Source organism: Corynebacterium sp. 1103A (assembly GCF_055700955.1).
Map to the genome: position 1 here is coordinate 71,326 of NZ_JASTTF010000001.1, position 12,979 is coordinate 84,304.

The following is a 12,979-nucleotide window of genomic DNA, read 5'->3' on the forward strand; positions in this document are numbered from 1 at the left end:
CCACGCTAGCCGAAGAGAGCCTTGGCGGTAGCGTAGCGGGCGGGCGGGACGACCTTGAGCTCGCCGACGGCATCGGCAAGCGGGACCAGCTCAATCTTCTCGCCGTGCAGGGCCACGCACTGGCCGGACTTGCCGGCATGGGCGGCCCGGGCGGCGTGGACGCCGTAGCGGGTGGCCAGCACGCGGTCGTAGGCGGTCGGGGTGCCGCCGCGCTGGATGTGGCCGAGCACCGTGGTGCGCACGTCGTAGCCGGTGCGGCGCTTGATCTCGTCGCCGATGACCTGGCCGATGCCATTGAAGGTCTGGTGCCCGAACTGGTCGGTGCCCCCCTCGGTGAAGTCCATGGTCCCCTCCTTCGGGAGGGCGCCTTCGGCCACGCAGATGATGCCGTACTTCTCCCCCATCTGGAAGCGACGCTCCATGGCCTTGGTGATTTCAGCGATGTCGAAGGGTTCTTCGGGGATGACGGTGTAGTGCGCGCCGCCGGCCATCCCGGCGTGCAGCGCGATCCAGCCGACGTGGCGGCCCATGACCTCCACGATGAGGATGCGGTTGTGGGACTCGGCGGTGGTGTGCAGGCGGTCTATAGCGTCGGTGGCCACGGACACGGCCGTGTCGAAGCCGAAGGTAAAGTCGGTGGCGTTGACGTCGTTATCGATGGTCTTCGGCACGCCGATGACCGGGACGCCGTTGTCCGCCAGCCACTGCGCGCCTTTGAGGGTGCCCTCGCCGCCGATGGCGATGAGCGCGTCCACCCCGGCGTCAGACAGGTTTTCCTTGATCTGATCCAGGCCGGCCTTGAACTTGTCCGGGTGCAGGCGGCCAGTTCCCAGGATGGTGCCGCCGCGCAGGAGGATGCGGTCGATCTCGGCGTCGTCGTAAAGGTCGCGGCGGCGGTCTTCCATGAGCCCTACCCAGCCGTCTTCGTATCCGACCACCGTGTCGCCGAATTCGCTAGAGGCGGTGCGCACCACGGCGCGGATTACTGCATTCAGCCCGGGGCAGTCGCCGCCGGAGGTCAAGGTGGCAAGTCGCATGCTAACCAGCTTAACGCCTCTTGGCCTCCGCTGCCCCGCCGCGGAGCGTATCCCGGAAGAAGCTGACGGTCACCAGGCCCACGGCCAGCGCCGCGATGATCGCCCAGAGGGAGTGTGCCAGACCGGCGCCCAGCCCGAAGGCGGCCTGCCCGGCCTGCATGGCCGCCGAGACGACCGCCACGCCGATGACTGAGCCGACCTGCCGGGCGGTGTTGTAGGCGCCGGAGGCCGCGCCCATGAGCGTGGCCGGGAGGTCTCGCATGGAGGTCGCGGAGTTCGTACCCCAGATAAACGACTGGCCCAGGCCTAGTAGTCCCAGCGGCAGGGCTTGCCACGCCGGCGCCTGCCCGTTAAGCATCACCCACCACGCGATTATGAACGCGCCCAGCGAGACCGCGAAGCCGAACTGCGACAGTGCCCGCGGGTGCAGTTTGTCCACTAAGATTCCGGCAAACGGGGTCACCAGCATGGAGACGACCGCCATGGGGACCACGATGAGTCCGGCCTGGTTGGCCGGCAGACCCTGCACGTCCTGCATCCACATCATCATCGGCAACATCATCGCCGCGGCCATAAAGCCCATGCTGGAAATGGAGGCCACGCCCAGGCGGTAGTTGCGGTCAGCGAAAAGCTCGGGCGGGATGAGCGGCTCGGTGCCGCGCCGGCGGGCCGTGACTTGTAGGCGCGCGAAAAGGCAGAGCCCGGCAATGCCGACGGCCAGGAGCGCCCAGATCCACCAGCGCCAGCCGTGCTCGGGCCCCTGCTGGATGGCGAAGACGATGGCGGCCATGGAAAGGAGGGAGACGGCGGCGGAGGTGGTATCGATAGCGCGGGCGACCGTGGGCAGCTTCGGCACCCAACGGGTGGCCAGATAGATGGCGGCCGCGGCGAAGGGCAGGTGGAGCCAGAAGACGCCGTGCCAGCCGACCAGGCTGACCACGAGCCCGCCGGCCACGGGGCCGGTTAGGGAGGCTAGTGAGCCGACAATACCCCACACCCCGAGTGCCCGGCCACGGCGCTCCCGGGCGAAAACGCGGTTGATAACGGACATCGTCTGCGGCATCTGGATGGCCGCACCCAGGCCTTGGACGGCACGGGCGGCGATGAGCCATTCGATGCCCGGCGCCAGCGCGCACAGCAACGCGCCCAGGGCAAAGAGCCCGACGCCGAGGCGGAACATCAGGCGCTGTCCGTAGATGTCGCCCAGGCGACCGGTAAACAGCAGCGGGACCACGACGGCGAGCAGGTAGATGGACGAGACCCACATCGCCTGGTTGAGGGTCGCGCCCATGTCCACGGCGATGGCGGGCAGGGCCACGGCCACCGTGGTCTGGTCCAGCAAGGAGATGAAGAACCCGAGGCTCAGCGCAATCATCGCGCGCCACGCCTGCGGTTCGGGCAGAACCGTCGATGCCGCGGGCTGCGGCGGGGTCGTATCACGCGTCATGGTCAACGAGTCTAGCCCCCAGCGGGAAGGCCGGGGCGCTGCGCGGTCCACGCTCTTGTTTACCGCGGGTCGGAAGCGGGACTAGTGTGGTGGCATGGGAATGATTGATATCAAGAAGCCAGAAAACGTCAGCACCGCCACGACGGTTGCCCTGGGCTTGGTCGGCGGTTGGGTCACGGCCAAGGAGACGGGTGTGCGCCCGCTGGGCGGGGTCATCCTGGGCGCTGCGGGCCTGTGGGCGGGCCGGTCCTGGGCGGCCAAGACCAACGCCGCCACTACCGCCGGCTTGTCGGCGCTCTACCTGGGCGCGTTCGGCGCCTCGCACCCGTTGGCCAAGAAGATCGGCGCGTGGCCGTCCGTGCTGGCGGTGACCGCCGCGACCGCCGGAGCCGCCTACGCCCTCTCGGACGCCAAATAAGGCAGCGCCCAGCAGCGCGGCGCTAAGTTATAAGACGCTGAGTAATAAGAGGAAAAGTGCCCGCGGTGGGATGAATTAATCCACCGCGCCTTTTTCTTCGGCCTCCATGGCCGCGACGAATTCGCCCTTAGTGGACTGCCACAGGTCCTCGGTCATGCCGAGGCGCCAGTAGCCGGAGATGGACGCATCTTCCTTATCGACGCCGTTTTCCTTGAACAGGAAGCGGCGCAGGTCCTTGATCATCTCGGCCACACCGTGGATGAACCAGCTGGTGTGCCCTGCCGGGATGCCGTTCTTACGGACCGCGGCGGCCAGCGGCGCGCCCGGGGTCGCGCCGCTGCGATAGACCCACTGGATGGTGGCGTTCGGGCGCTCGGGCATCTCGATTTCGTGGCCCGGAGCCTCGACCTCCACGAAGGCGGTTGCCTGCGCGTCGGCGGGCAGCTTCTCTAGCGCGGCGGCCACGGCCGGGGCGGCGGCCTCGTCGCCGGCCAGGACGAAGGCGTCGTAGCCGGGCTCGGGCTTCCACTTGCCGCCGGGGCCGGCGAAGCCGAACTCGTGGCCTACCTCGACGTCGCGGGCCCAGGGGCCGGCGAGTCCGGTATCGCCGTGTAGGACGAAGTCGACCTCGCACTCCCCTGTTTCGGTGTTGATGCTGCGCAGGGTGTAGGTGCGGGTGACCGGGCGCAGCTGACGCGGCTGGTTGGCGCGGGCCTCAGCCAGGTCGAAGGGCCAGGCGTAGTCCGCACCCTCGGGCACGAAGAGGATCTTGATGTAGTGATCCGTCTTGTCGAGCTCCTGGCCGACCAGGTCCGGCGCTGAGATGGTCAGCCGCACCATGTCGGGGGAAATCTGGCGCTTGGCCGTGACGGTCGCGCCGTGGGCCTTGCGCTTGGGCTTGCGTGGGGCCGCTGCCGGGGCTTGGCCGGCGGACGCGGTGGCCTTTTCCTCGCGCCGCCGCAGCTTCTCCGCCCGCTTTTCTTCCTTGCGGGCGCGGCGGGAATCATAGTGGGCTTGGGACTGCCCGGCCTGGAAACCGCGGTCGAAGCCGTTTTCAAAGCCGGCCCCGAAACCTTGGGTGAAGCCGGCCTGAAAACCGGCACGGTAGGGCTCGTCCGGGGCGTAAGCAGAATTCTCGCTCATTTGTGTAAGGCTACCCTACGAAACTTTTTCTCGCTAGAGGTTTAGGGCCCCAGAACTGGGCAGTCTGGAAACCCAGATGATTCCCCGCCCGCAGGAGCCACTGTGCCGGCCGTCACACCGTAGTTTGGGGCCTGCACCCGTATTCGATTTTCCAAAGGAGAGATTCCCATGTCCAGCACCGGTAGCGTCAGCGCCTCCCCCAACGGCCTGCTGCTGGCCCTTATCCAGTACCCCGTCCCCGTGGTCAACCACCCCGACGACGTACAGCGCAACGTCGATGAGATTTGCCGCATGGTCACCAGCACCAAGGCCGGCTACCCGGGCCTCGACCTGATTGTCTTCCCCGAGTACTCTTCCTCCGGGCTCAACACCAAGATCTGGTCCTACGACGAGTTCCTCATCGGGCTGGACGACCCCAAGGTCGAGCAGTACAAGGCCGCCTGCCGCGACAATGATGTCTGGGGCGTGTTCTCCATCATGGAGCCCAACCACGAGGAGGGTAAGCCGCCGTTCAACACCGCCATCATGATCGACAACACCGGCGAAATTGCCCTGCACTACCGGAAGCTGCAGCCGTGGACCCCGATTGAGCCCTGGTACCCGGGCGATCTGGGCATGCCGGTGGCCGACGGCCCGAAGGGCTCCAAGATTGCCCTAAACATCTGCCACGACGGTATGTTCCCGGAGCTGGCCCGCGAGGCGGCCTACAAGGGCGCGAACGTCTACATCCGCATCTCAGGCTACTCCACCCAGACCCAGGACTCCTGGATCATGACCAACCGTTCCAACGCCTACCAGAACCTTATGTTCACCGCGTCGGTGAACCTGGCCGGCTACGACGGCACCTTCTACTACTTCGGCGAGGGCAACGTCTGTAACTACGACGGCGGCATGATTTCCGAGGGCCGCCGCAACCCGGGCGAGATCGTCACCGCGGAGATCTACCCCGCGCTCTCCGACGACGCCCGCAAGAACTGGGCGCTGGAGAACAACATCTACGACCTGGGCAACCGCGGCTACGTCGGCTACCCCGGCGGAAAGACCGAGAACTACCTGACCTGGGTCCGCGACCTGGCCAACGGCGAGTACAAGCTGCCGTGGGACGACGAGGTCCGCATCAAGGACGGATGGAAGTACTACCCGGACGGCCCGCAGCTGGGCCCGCTACCGGACGAATACAAATAAGACGACGAACGCCAATAGGGGCTAGCCTTCCCCAGAGCACACTTGACCCCTCCCGCAACCTGGCGGGAGGGGTCAAATTGAGGAATTACGCGGCGGGACTGTCAATATCCGCGTGCGAAGAACGCCTTAGGCCGTGGCACCTGCCGGACCGGTCTGGTCGGCGGTGGTGTCCGGCTGAACGACGCCTTCGTCGTCTACGTTAGCAGTCTCGGCACCGGTGTTCCCAGCCTGGGATGCATCCTGGTTCACTTCTGCCCCCGTGGCAGGGGTCTTGTCACTTGCCGTGCCGGCAGCCTCCGGCGCGGTGGGCTCGCTCGGGCCCACCGGCTGGGTGGCCGGGGCGCCGTCGCCGCTCTCCTCGGCCTGGACGGGCTTGAACTCGATGGCGTCGTCGCCGGCGGCCAGGGCCAGGGTGGAGTCGTCGAGCTGGTAGATGGCCGGTTTGGACTCGAGGATCTTGGTGATGGCGGCAGCATCGGCCATGGCGGCCGGCTCGCAGGCCATCCGGGTCGAGGCGATGGAGCCGACCTCGAGAGCGCCCTCGGAGTCGAAGCTGTACTCGGCGGTGCCACCGTTGCAGCCGTCCTCGAAGCTCAAGGTGCCGTCGTCCTGGAGCGTGATGCTGACAGCCTCCGGCCTGACGGTGGAGACCAGCTTGCCGGAGATGGTCTTGTTGCCTTCCTTCGGCTGAAGCTTGGTAGCACGCTCCGGCAGGGTGGTCACCAGCTCAGACTTTGCTGCCTCGCCGTCCTCGGACGGGGTGGCGGTCGCGGCAGAGTCAGTGGACGCTGCCGAGTCAGTGGACGTCGCAGACTCAGTCGACTCGGTGCCGGCGTCCGCGGCGGTCGAGGCGGCCTCACTGTTGGAGCTCAGACCCAGCAGCTGCTCGAGCAACTCCGGGGTCACGACGCTGGACAGCTGGTTCACGGCGGACGGTTCCTGGGCAGGTTCTTGAGAATCGGCGGGCGCGGCCATTGCTACCGGGGCCGACAGGGCAAGGCCGGCGGCCACGGCGGTCGAAGCGGTCAGGGTCTTGATTTTCTTGGAAACCATGTACCATAACCTACCGTCACATTCGTCACACGCAACCCAACCGATACAAAAAGAAGGTTCCCTCTATGGAAAAAACAGGGAACCTTCAGGAACCGGCGGCGGTTAGTCCGCGGAGTTGCGGCCGGCCTCGTAGGCGGCGCCCACCTTGTACAGACGGTCATCAGCAAAGGCCGGGGCCATGATCTGCAGGCCGGTCGGCAGGCCGGAGTCGCTGGCCATGCCAGACGGCACGGACATGCCGCACAGGCCCGCCAGGTTCAGCGGCAGGGTGCACAGATCGAAGTTGTACATCTCCATCGGATCTTCGACCTTCTCCCCCAGCTTGAACGCCGTGGTCGGCGTGGTCGGTGAGACCAGCACGTCGACCTGCTCGAAGGCCTTGGCGAAGTCCTGGGCAATCAGGGTGCGCACGCGCTGGGCCTGCAGGTAGTAGGCGTCGTAATACCCCACGGACAGCGCGTAGGTACCCAGCATGATACGGCGCTTGACCTCGGGGCCGAAGCCCTCAGCGCGGGACATACTCATGACCTGCTCGGCGGAGTGGCTGCCGTCGTCGCCCGCGCGCAGGCCGTAGCGCATGCCGTCGAAGCGGGCCAGGTTAGACGAGACCTCGCAGGGCATGATCAGGTAGTAGGCGGCCAGGGCGTCGTCGAAGTGCGGGCAGTCGACCTCCACGGTCTCCGCACCCTGGGCGACCAGCTGGTCCACGGCCTGGTGATAGGCCTCCATCACGCCCGGCTGCCAGCCGTCACGCTCGAACTGCTTGATAAGTCCCACCTTGACGCCGCTGAGATCGCCCTGCGCGCCCTCGCGGGCCGCGGCCACGACGTCGGCGACCGGTTTGTCCACGCTGGTGGCATCGAAGGCGTCGTGGCCGGCGATGACCTCGTGCAGCAGGGCGGTATCCAGGACGGTGCGCGCGCACGGGCCGGCCTGGTCCAAGGAGGACGCCGCGGCGATGAGCCCGTAACGGGAGACGGTGCCGTAGGTCGGCTTCACACCCACGGTGTTGGTCAGGGCGGCCGGCTGGCGGATGGAGCCGCCGGTATCCGTGCCGATGCCCAGAGGGGCCTGGCCGGCGGCCAGCGCCGCGCTGGTGCCGCCGCCAGAACCGCCCGGGGTGCGCTCGGTGTCGTACGGGTTGTGCACCGGGCCGAAAGCGGAGTTCTCGCTGGACGAGCCCATGGCGAACTCATCCAGGTTGGTCTTGCCCAAGATCGGGATGCCGGCTTCGCGCAGCTTGGTAACCACGGTGGCATCGTAGGGCGAGACCCAGCCCTCGAGCATCTTGGAGGCGGCGGTGGTCGGGGCATCGGTAGTAGTCAGCAGGTCTTTGAGCGCCAACGGGACGCCGGCCAGGGACGAGGCCGGCTTCTCACCGGCGTCGAGGGCCTTATCGACGGCATCGGCGGCCGCCAGCGCTTCCTCCGCGCCGACGTGGAGGAAGGCGTTGAGCTCGTCGTCGGTCTCCGCGATGCGATCGAGGAAGGCCTGGGTGACCTCGCGGGAGGTCAGCTCCCGGGAGTGGATCTTGTCCGCCAACTCGGCGGCGCTCAGAGAGGTAATCCCCTCATTCGGGGTGATGAAAGTGCTCATTTATTCTCCTCCCAGAATCTGCGGAACCGCGAAACGATCGTCCTCTGCGGCTGGGGCCTGATCCAGCGCCTGCTCGGCGCTCAGGGTCCGGACCACCTTGTCTTCGCGCATGGTGGCGTTCAGCGAGTGCGGGTGGCTCATCGGCTCCACGCCGTCGGTGTCCACCTTGCCTACCGCAGAGACCGAGTCCACGATTTCATCAATCTGGCTAGCAAACTGTTCGAGCTCTTCCTCGCTCAAGGCCAAGCGGGAAAGCTTAGCCAAGTGCGCGACCTCGTCACGCGAAATCTCCGACACGCGAACTCCATCCCTTCTCTATGTGCGCCGCCCGCGCCGGCCCGTCCCACCCAGCGGGCAGTCGACCAGTGGACCGGGCAAGCGCACGGTAGTTTCTATTTCAAGCTTTTGCTCCTCACCATGCTACTGCACCGCCCGCGCCAGCCGCGTAGGTGGTCTCCGCCTAGACGAACTGCCGCACCAGCGCCACCAGCGCGACGACGACGATCACCGCGCGCAGCACCTGGTTCGGCAGGCGCTTGGCCACCTGGGCGCCGACCAAGCCACCGACGAGTCCCCCGGCGGCTACCACCGCCACCCCGATCCACAGGATCTCGGAGCCAAAGAAAGCCCAGGCTACAAGGTAGACCAGCGCGGCGGTGACGTTGACGAACAGGGACAGGAAGTTCTTCACCGGGTTGATGGCCTTGAGGCTGCGCCCGGTCATCACCGACAGGATGGCCAGGTACAAAATCCCCTGGGCCGCGGTGAAGTAGCCCCCGTAGACCGCTGCCAGCCCCATGGGAGCCACCACCCGGGGCCGGCGGTAGGCCTGGCCCACCTCGGCGGCCGAGGCGGCATTGCCGGCAGCTACCTGTCCGGCCTGGGAACGCGCGGCGAGCCAGCGGGTCAACCTGGGCTGGAAGGTCACCATCACCAGGGCCACGACGATGAGGATGGGGATGACGAAGTCGAGGGCGTGCGACGGCGAGGCCAGCAGCAACAGGGAGCCGGCGGCCGAGGCCACGATGGTCACCAGGACCAGCGGGCCCAGGTAGGGCAGTTCGCGCCGGATTTCCTTGCGGAAACCCCACGCCGAGCCGACCGAGGCGAACATAATGCCGGTGGTATTAGTGCGCACCGCCACCCCGGGCGGAACGCCCAGGGCCAACAGGACCGGAAGGGTGAGCAAAGAGCCCGAACCCACCGCCGAGTTGATGATCCCGGCCAGCACGGCCATGACAAACAACAATGCGCCGCTGACAACGGACATGATGGACTCCTCTCGCCGGGGTACGCACGCGCGCTATTTAACGTGCCTCACATAGTAGTGTCCACACACTGCGTTTTCGCTACTAGTTTCCGCGTAGATAAAAATATAAGGGCACAGGGTATTGAGACTTGGGACACCCGGCGGGTAATATTTACGGGAAAACATCCCGTCTTCATCGCGCTGGCCACAGAAAGAATTACCTACTGTCATGTCCTTCCTCATCCGCGTTCTTCTTCCCGACACCCCGGGCAGCTTGGGCCAACTGGCGGACGCGATCGGCATGGTAGACGGCAATATCCAGTCGGTGGACATCGTCGAGAACTTCCCCGACGGCACCGTCATGGACGACATCGTGGTCGAGCTCGCCGCCGGCGGTATGGCCGATTCGCTCATCACCGCCGCCAGCACCGTCGACGGCGTCGAGGTGGACTCCATCCGCCCGTTCTCGGGCCGGGTGGACCGCCGCGGCCAGATTGCCCTGCTGGCCCGCGTGGCCTCCCACCTGCACGACGTGCGCGCCGCGATGACCGAGGTGGTCGCCGCCATCCCGAAGGCGCTGACCTCGACCTGGGCCATCGTCATCGACAACAACGAGCCGATCCACCGCATCGCCAGCTCCGACGCCGCCCCGGAGGACGACGGGACCACCCCGCACGACATCGAGGTCACCCAGGCCCGCGCCCTCAACCCGGAGGTCGACTCCTGGATCCCGGCGTCCTGGTCCCTGCTGGACTCGGCACTTGCGGCCGCCCCCATCGGGGACACCGGCCTGGTCATGGCCATCGGCCGCACCGGCGGGCCGGACTACCTGGCCTCCGAGGTCGAGCACCTGGGCAACCTGGGCACCATCCTGGGCGCCTTCCTCAGCGACGGCCGCGCGGGCACCGCGCACTAGGCCAGCAGCTGGCGCAGGCCCTCTGCCGCGCTGCCGACGACGGTCCCGGCGGCCTCCTGGACGTCCCGCGGGGCCCAGGGGAAGGAAAACGCCTGGCGGGAAAGCCGGAACATGGACAGATCGTTCCAGGAATCCCCGAAGCTGCAGATCTCCATCTCCTCCCGGTCCCAGCCGGCGTGTTGGGCCACCCATTCCACGCCGTTTCCTTTGGTGGTGCCGGCCGGCAGGATGTCCACGAAGCCCTGGTTCTTGGTAGACTCCACGGCGAAGTTCTCGCGCGCCCAGCGGTGGATTGCGTCCTGCACCTGCGGGTTATCCGGCGTCCAGGTCGCCACCGCCACGAAGTCTTGGTCCGGGATGGCCTCCGGGGAGGCGTAGGCAACCTCGGTGATGACGCCGGTATCTGCCGTGCTCACGCACTCGCGGAAGCAGTAGTCCAGCCCGGTAGAGGAAATGCCGTAGACGTTCGTGCCCGGGTTCCCGACCAACCCGTGGACCAGCTGGGCCACCGTTTCCCTGTCCAGACCCGCGTGGTGGACTACCTGCCGGTTCTTGTCCGCGATGACCGCGCCGGTTGCCAAGATGGAATAGTCGAATTCCACGCCGGAGCCGGCCAGCGCCCGGTAGGCCTCGTTGTAGGACTTGCCCGTCGCCGCGATCGCGATATTGCCGGCCGCCTGCCACTCGGCGATGGCCTCGGCAATATCCGGGTCAAGCCCATCGGGGAAGTAGATGGTCCAGTCAAAATCGAAAACGGCAATCTTCATGCTGTTGGTCGTCCTCCAGGCTTCGGCGGTAACGCTTGCGGCGTGATAAGCCTTAAGCCTATCGGTCCGCGTCTTCGCCGGCTGGCGCGCCGTGGACCAAAAGGTCCTCGAAGCCGGCCTCGTTAAGGATGGGCACGCCCAGGTCCTGGGCCTTCTGTTCCTTGGATCCGGCGTTTTCCCCGGCGACTAGGAAGTCGGTCTTCTTGGACACGGAGCCGGTGGCCTTCCCGCCGCGGCTGACGATGGCTTCCTTGGCCTCGTCGCGACTGTAGCCTTCCAGGGTGCCGGTGACCACGATAGTCAGTCCCTCCAGGGTCTGGGGGCGGCGGGACTCGGCCGCAACCTCCATGCGCACGCCCGCGGCGGCCCAGCGCTCCACGATGTTGACGTGCCAATCGACCTCGAACCAGGACTTGAAGGACTCAGCGATGATGGTGCCCACGCCCTCGGTCTCCGCCAGCTCCTCGACGTCGGCGGCGCGCAGCGCCTCCATCGAGCCGTAGCGGGTGGCCAACGCCCGCGCCGCGATGGGCCCGACGTGCCGGATGGACAGGGCCACCAGCACGCGCCAGAAGTCGCGCTTCTTGGCCTCACCCAGGTTGTCCAGCAGCGCGCGGCCGACCGTGTTGACCGCAATGTTGTCTGCGGACTTCGGACCCTTTGCTTTCTTATCCGCCTTGGAGGTGTAGACATCGGAAGCCAACAGCTTGTCTTCGGTCAGCTCGAAAAGCTCTGCCTCGTCTTCCAGGATGCCCTGCTCGATGAGATCCCAGGCGCCCTTCTCCCCCAGCGCCTCGATGTCGAGAGCCTTGCGGGAGGCCAAGTACTCCAGCCGCGCCGACAGCTGCGCCGGGCACGAGCGGGTGTTCGGGCAGCGCCAGTCCGCGTCGCCCTCCTTTTGCGGGGCGAGCGGGGTCCCGCAGGACGGGCAGTTGTCCGGGAAGGTCCACTCGATCTCGCTGCCGTCGCGGGCCTCGAAGACCGGGCCTAAGACCTCGGGGATGATTTCGCCGGCCTTGCGGATGACCACGGTGTCCCCCACCAGCACGCCCTTGCGCTTGACCTCGGACTGGTTGTGCAGCGTGGCCATGGAGACCGTCGAGCCGGAGACGAAGACCGGGTCCATCACCGCGAACGGGGTCACGCGGCCGGTGCGGCCCACACCGACCTGGATATCCCGCAGGACGGTGGTGACCTCCTCGGGCGGGTATTTGTAGGCGATCGCCCAGCGCGGCGCCCGGGAGGTAGCGCCCAGCTGCCGCTGGGACGCCAAGTCATCGACCTTGACCACGAGGCCGTCCATCTCGAAGATGGCGTCGTGGCGGTGATCGGCCCAGTAGTTCACGCGCTCTATTACCTCTTCCGCCGAGTCCACCTGCTCGGTGTACGGCGAGACCGGCAGCCCCCAGGCCGCCAGGGCCTGGTAGGCGTGATACTGCGAATCCGGGCTGAAGCCCTCGCGGGCGCCGATGCCGTGGCAGACCATCTTCAGCCGGCGCTTTTTCACCTCCGCCGGGTCCTTCATCCGTAGCCCGCCGGCCGCGGAGTTGCGCGGGTTGGCGAACGCGGGCTTGCCGTCCTCGACGCGCTCAGCGTTGATCTCGGCGAAGTCCTCCCGCCGCATGTAGACCTCGCCGCGGACCTCGACCAGCTCCGGTACCGGGAAGTCCGCGGTGCCCTGCAACTGCTGCGGGATGTCCTCGATGACCCGGGCGTTTGCCGTGATGTCCTCGCCGATCTGGCCGTCGCCGCGGGTGGCTGCGGAGACCAAGCGCCCGGAGCGGTAGACCAAGTCGATGGAGAGCCCGTCGATCTTCAGCTCGGTCAGGTAGGTCTTGGCCAGGGTGCGGTTAAGCCAGTCGCGCATCTCCGCCTCGCTGAAGACGTTGTCCAGGCTCATCATGCGCTCGAGGTGCTCGACGTCGGCGAACGGTGAGGCCGCGCCCACCTCGCGCGTCGGCGAGTCCGGGACCGCCAACTCCGGGTGCTTTTCCTCCAGCTCCTGCAAGCGCCGGAAGAGCTTGTCAAAATCGGCATCTGGGATCACCGGCTGCTCGTTGTAATAGAGCTGGCGGTGCCGCCGTACTTCCTGGGCGAGCTCGTTCCATTCGCGTTGCACATCTACTGGATTAGTCACGGTGCTCCAGTCTAGTCGCCTAGGCGAGGCT

General features: G+C 66.7%; 12 protein-coding genes. 3 read left to right on the top strand and 9 right to left on the bottom strand.

Going from position 1 to position 12,979, the window contains the following annotated elements; translation table 11 throughout:
• Positions 1-5 precede the first annotated feature (5 nt).
• Complete coding sequence (locus QQS52_RS00330) at positions 6-1,037, bottom strand: ATP-dependent 6-phosphofructokinase (RefSeq protein ID WP_070768971.1); 1,032 nt, start codon at positions 1,035-1,037, stop codon at positions 6-8.
• Between the two features lie 10 nt (positions 1,038-1,047).
• A complete protein-coding gene (locus QQS52_RS00335) occupies positions 1,048-2,484 on the bottom strand; it encodes an MFS transporter (RefSeq protein ID WP_472772050.1) in 1,437 nt (478 codons plus the stop codon).
• Between the two features lie 94 nt (positions 2,485-2,578).
• Here QQS52_RS00335 and QQS52_RS00340 point away from each other — a divergent pair, with 94 nt between their 5' ends.
• A complete protein-coding gene (locus QQS52_RS00340; protein ID WP_472772051.1) occupies positions 2,579-2,902 on the top strand; it encodes a hypothetical protein in 324 nt (107 codons plus the stop codon).
• 75 nt (positions 2,903-2,977) lie between these two features.
• Here QQS52_RS00340 and QQS52_RS00345 read toward each other — a convergent pair whose 3' ends face one another.
• Positions 2,978-4,045: a siderophore-interacting protein gene (locus tag QQS52_RS00345; RefSeq protein ID WP_472772052.1), complete on the bottom strand. Its 1,068-nt coding sequence runs from the start codon at positions 4,043-4,045 to the stop codon at positions 2,978-2,980.
• A gap of 168 nt (positions 4,046-4,213) precedes the next feature.
• Between QQS52_RS00345 and QQS52_RS00350 the strand changes: the two genes are divergently transcribed.
• Positions 4,214-5,230 (top strand): formamidase, encoded by a 1,017-nt coding sequence (locus QQS52_RS00350; RefSeq protein WP_472772053.1) that lies wholly within the window; start codon positions 4,214-4,216, stop codon positions 5,228-5,230.
• A 126-nt stretch (positions 5,231-5,356) separates the two neighbouring features.
• Here the strand turns inward: QQS52_RS00350 and QQS52_RS00355 are convergent, their stop codons facing one another.
• From QQS52_RS00355 to QQS52_RS00370, 4 genes are all read right to left on the bottom strand, one after another.
• Complete coding sequence (locus QQS52_RS00355; protein WP_472772054.1) at positions 5,357-6,283, bottom strand: META domain-containing protein; 927 nt, start codon at positions 6,281-6,283, stop codon at positions 5,357-5,359.
• Between the two features lie 102 nt (positions 6,284-6,385).
• Positions 6,386-7,879, bottom strand: a complete 1,494-nt coding sequence (gene gatA / locus QQS52_RS00360; protein WP_472772055.1) for an Asp-tRNA(Asn)/Glu-tRNA(Gln) amidotransferase subunit GatA — start codon at positions 7,877-7,879, stop codon at positions 6,386-6,388.
• Positions 7,880-8,176, bottom strand: coding sequence for an Asp-tRNA(Asn)/Glu-tRNA(Gln) amidotransferase subunit GatC (gene gatC, locus QQS52_RS00365; protein ID WP_070768977.1), 297 nt, complete (start codon positions 8,174-8,176; stop codon positions 7,880-7,882). It lies immediately after the preceding gene.
• Positions 8,177-8,339: 163 nt separating this feature from the next.
• Complete coding sequence (locus QQS52_RS00370; protein WP_472772056.1) at positions 8,340-9,149, bottom strand: sulfite exporter TauE/SafE family protein; 810 nt, start codon at positions 9,147-9,149, stop codon at positions 8,340-8,342.
• Positions 9,150-9,357: 208 nt separating this feature from the next.
• Here QQS52_RS00370 and QQS52_RS00375 point away from each other — a divergent pair, with 208 nt between their 5' ends.
• Positions 9,358-10,044 (top strand): ACT domain-containing protein, encoded by a 687-nt coding sequence (locus QQS52_RS00375; protein WP_070768979.1) that lies wholly within the window; start codon positions 9,358-9,360, stop codon positions 10,042-10,044.
• On the opposite strand, the gene QQS52_RS00380 is transcribed toward QQS52_RS00375, so the two are convergent.
• Both QQS52_RS00380 and ligA read right to left on the bottom strand, forming a co-directional pair.
• Complete coding sequence (locus tag QQS52_RS00380) at positions 10,041-10,811, bottom strand: HAD family hydrolase (RefSeq protein ID WP_472772057.1); 771 nt, start codon at positions 10,809-10,811, stop codon at positions 10,041-10,043. The genes QQS52_RS00375 and QQS52_RS00380 overlap by 4 nt on opposite strands.
• A 58-nt stretch (positions 10,812-10,869) precedes the next feature.
• Entirely contained in the window at positions 10,870-12,948 is a 2,079-nt protein-coding gene (ligA, locus tag QQS52_RS00385) for an NAD-dependent DNA ligase LigA (RefSeq protein WP_472772058.1), read from the bottom strand.
• Positions 12,949-12,979: the final 31 nt, after the last annotated feature.

Excerpts from the sequence above, each read along its gene's own strand:
- QQS52_RS00330 (WP_070768971.1), bottom strand. The coding sequence starts at position 1,037 with ATGCGACTTGCCACCTTGACCTCCGGCGGCGACTGCCCCGGGCTGAAT.
- QQS52_RS00335 (WP_472772050.1), bottom strand. The coding sequence starts at position 2,484 with ATGACGCGTGATACGACCCCGCCGCAGCCCGCGGCATCGACGGTTCTG.
- QQS52_RS00340 (WP_472772051.1), top strand. The coding sequence starts at position 2,579 with ATGGGAATGATTGATATCAAGAAGCCAGAAAACGTCAGCACCGCCACG.
- QQS52_RS00345 (WP_472772052.1), bottom strand. The coding sequence starts at position 4,045 with ATGAGCGAGAATTCTGCTTACGCCCCGGACGAGCCCTACCGTGCCGGT.
- QQS52_RS00350 (WP_472772053.1), top strand. The coding sequence starts at position 4,214 with ATGTCCAGCACCGGTAGCGTCAGCGCCTCCCCCAACGGCCTGCTGCTG.
- QQS52_RS00355 (WP_472772054.1), bottom strand. The coding sequence starts at position 6,283 with ATGGTTTCCAAGAAAATCAAGACCCTGACCGCTTCGACCGCCGTGGCC.
- gatA (WP_472772055.1), bottom strand. The coding sequence starts at position 7,879 with ATGAGCACTTTCATCACCCCGAATGAGGGGATTACCTCTCTGAGCGCC.
- QQS52_RS00370 (WP_472772056.1), bottom strand. The coding sequence starts at position 9,149 with ATGTCCGTTGTCAGCGGCGCATTGTTGTTTGTCATGGCCGTGCTGGCC.
- QQS52_RS00375 (WP_070768979.1), top strand. The coding sequence starts at position 9,358 with ATGTCCTTCCTCATCCGCGTTCTTCTTCCCGACACCCCGGGCAGCTTG.
- QQS52_RS00380 (WP_472772057.1), bottom strand. The coding sequence starts at position 10,811 with ATGAAGATTGCCGTTTTCGATTTTGACTGGACCATCTACTTCCCCGAT.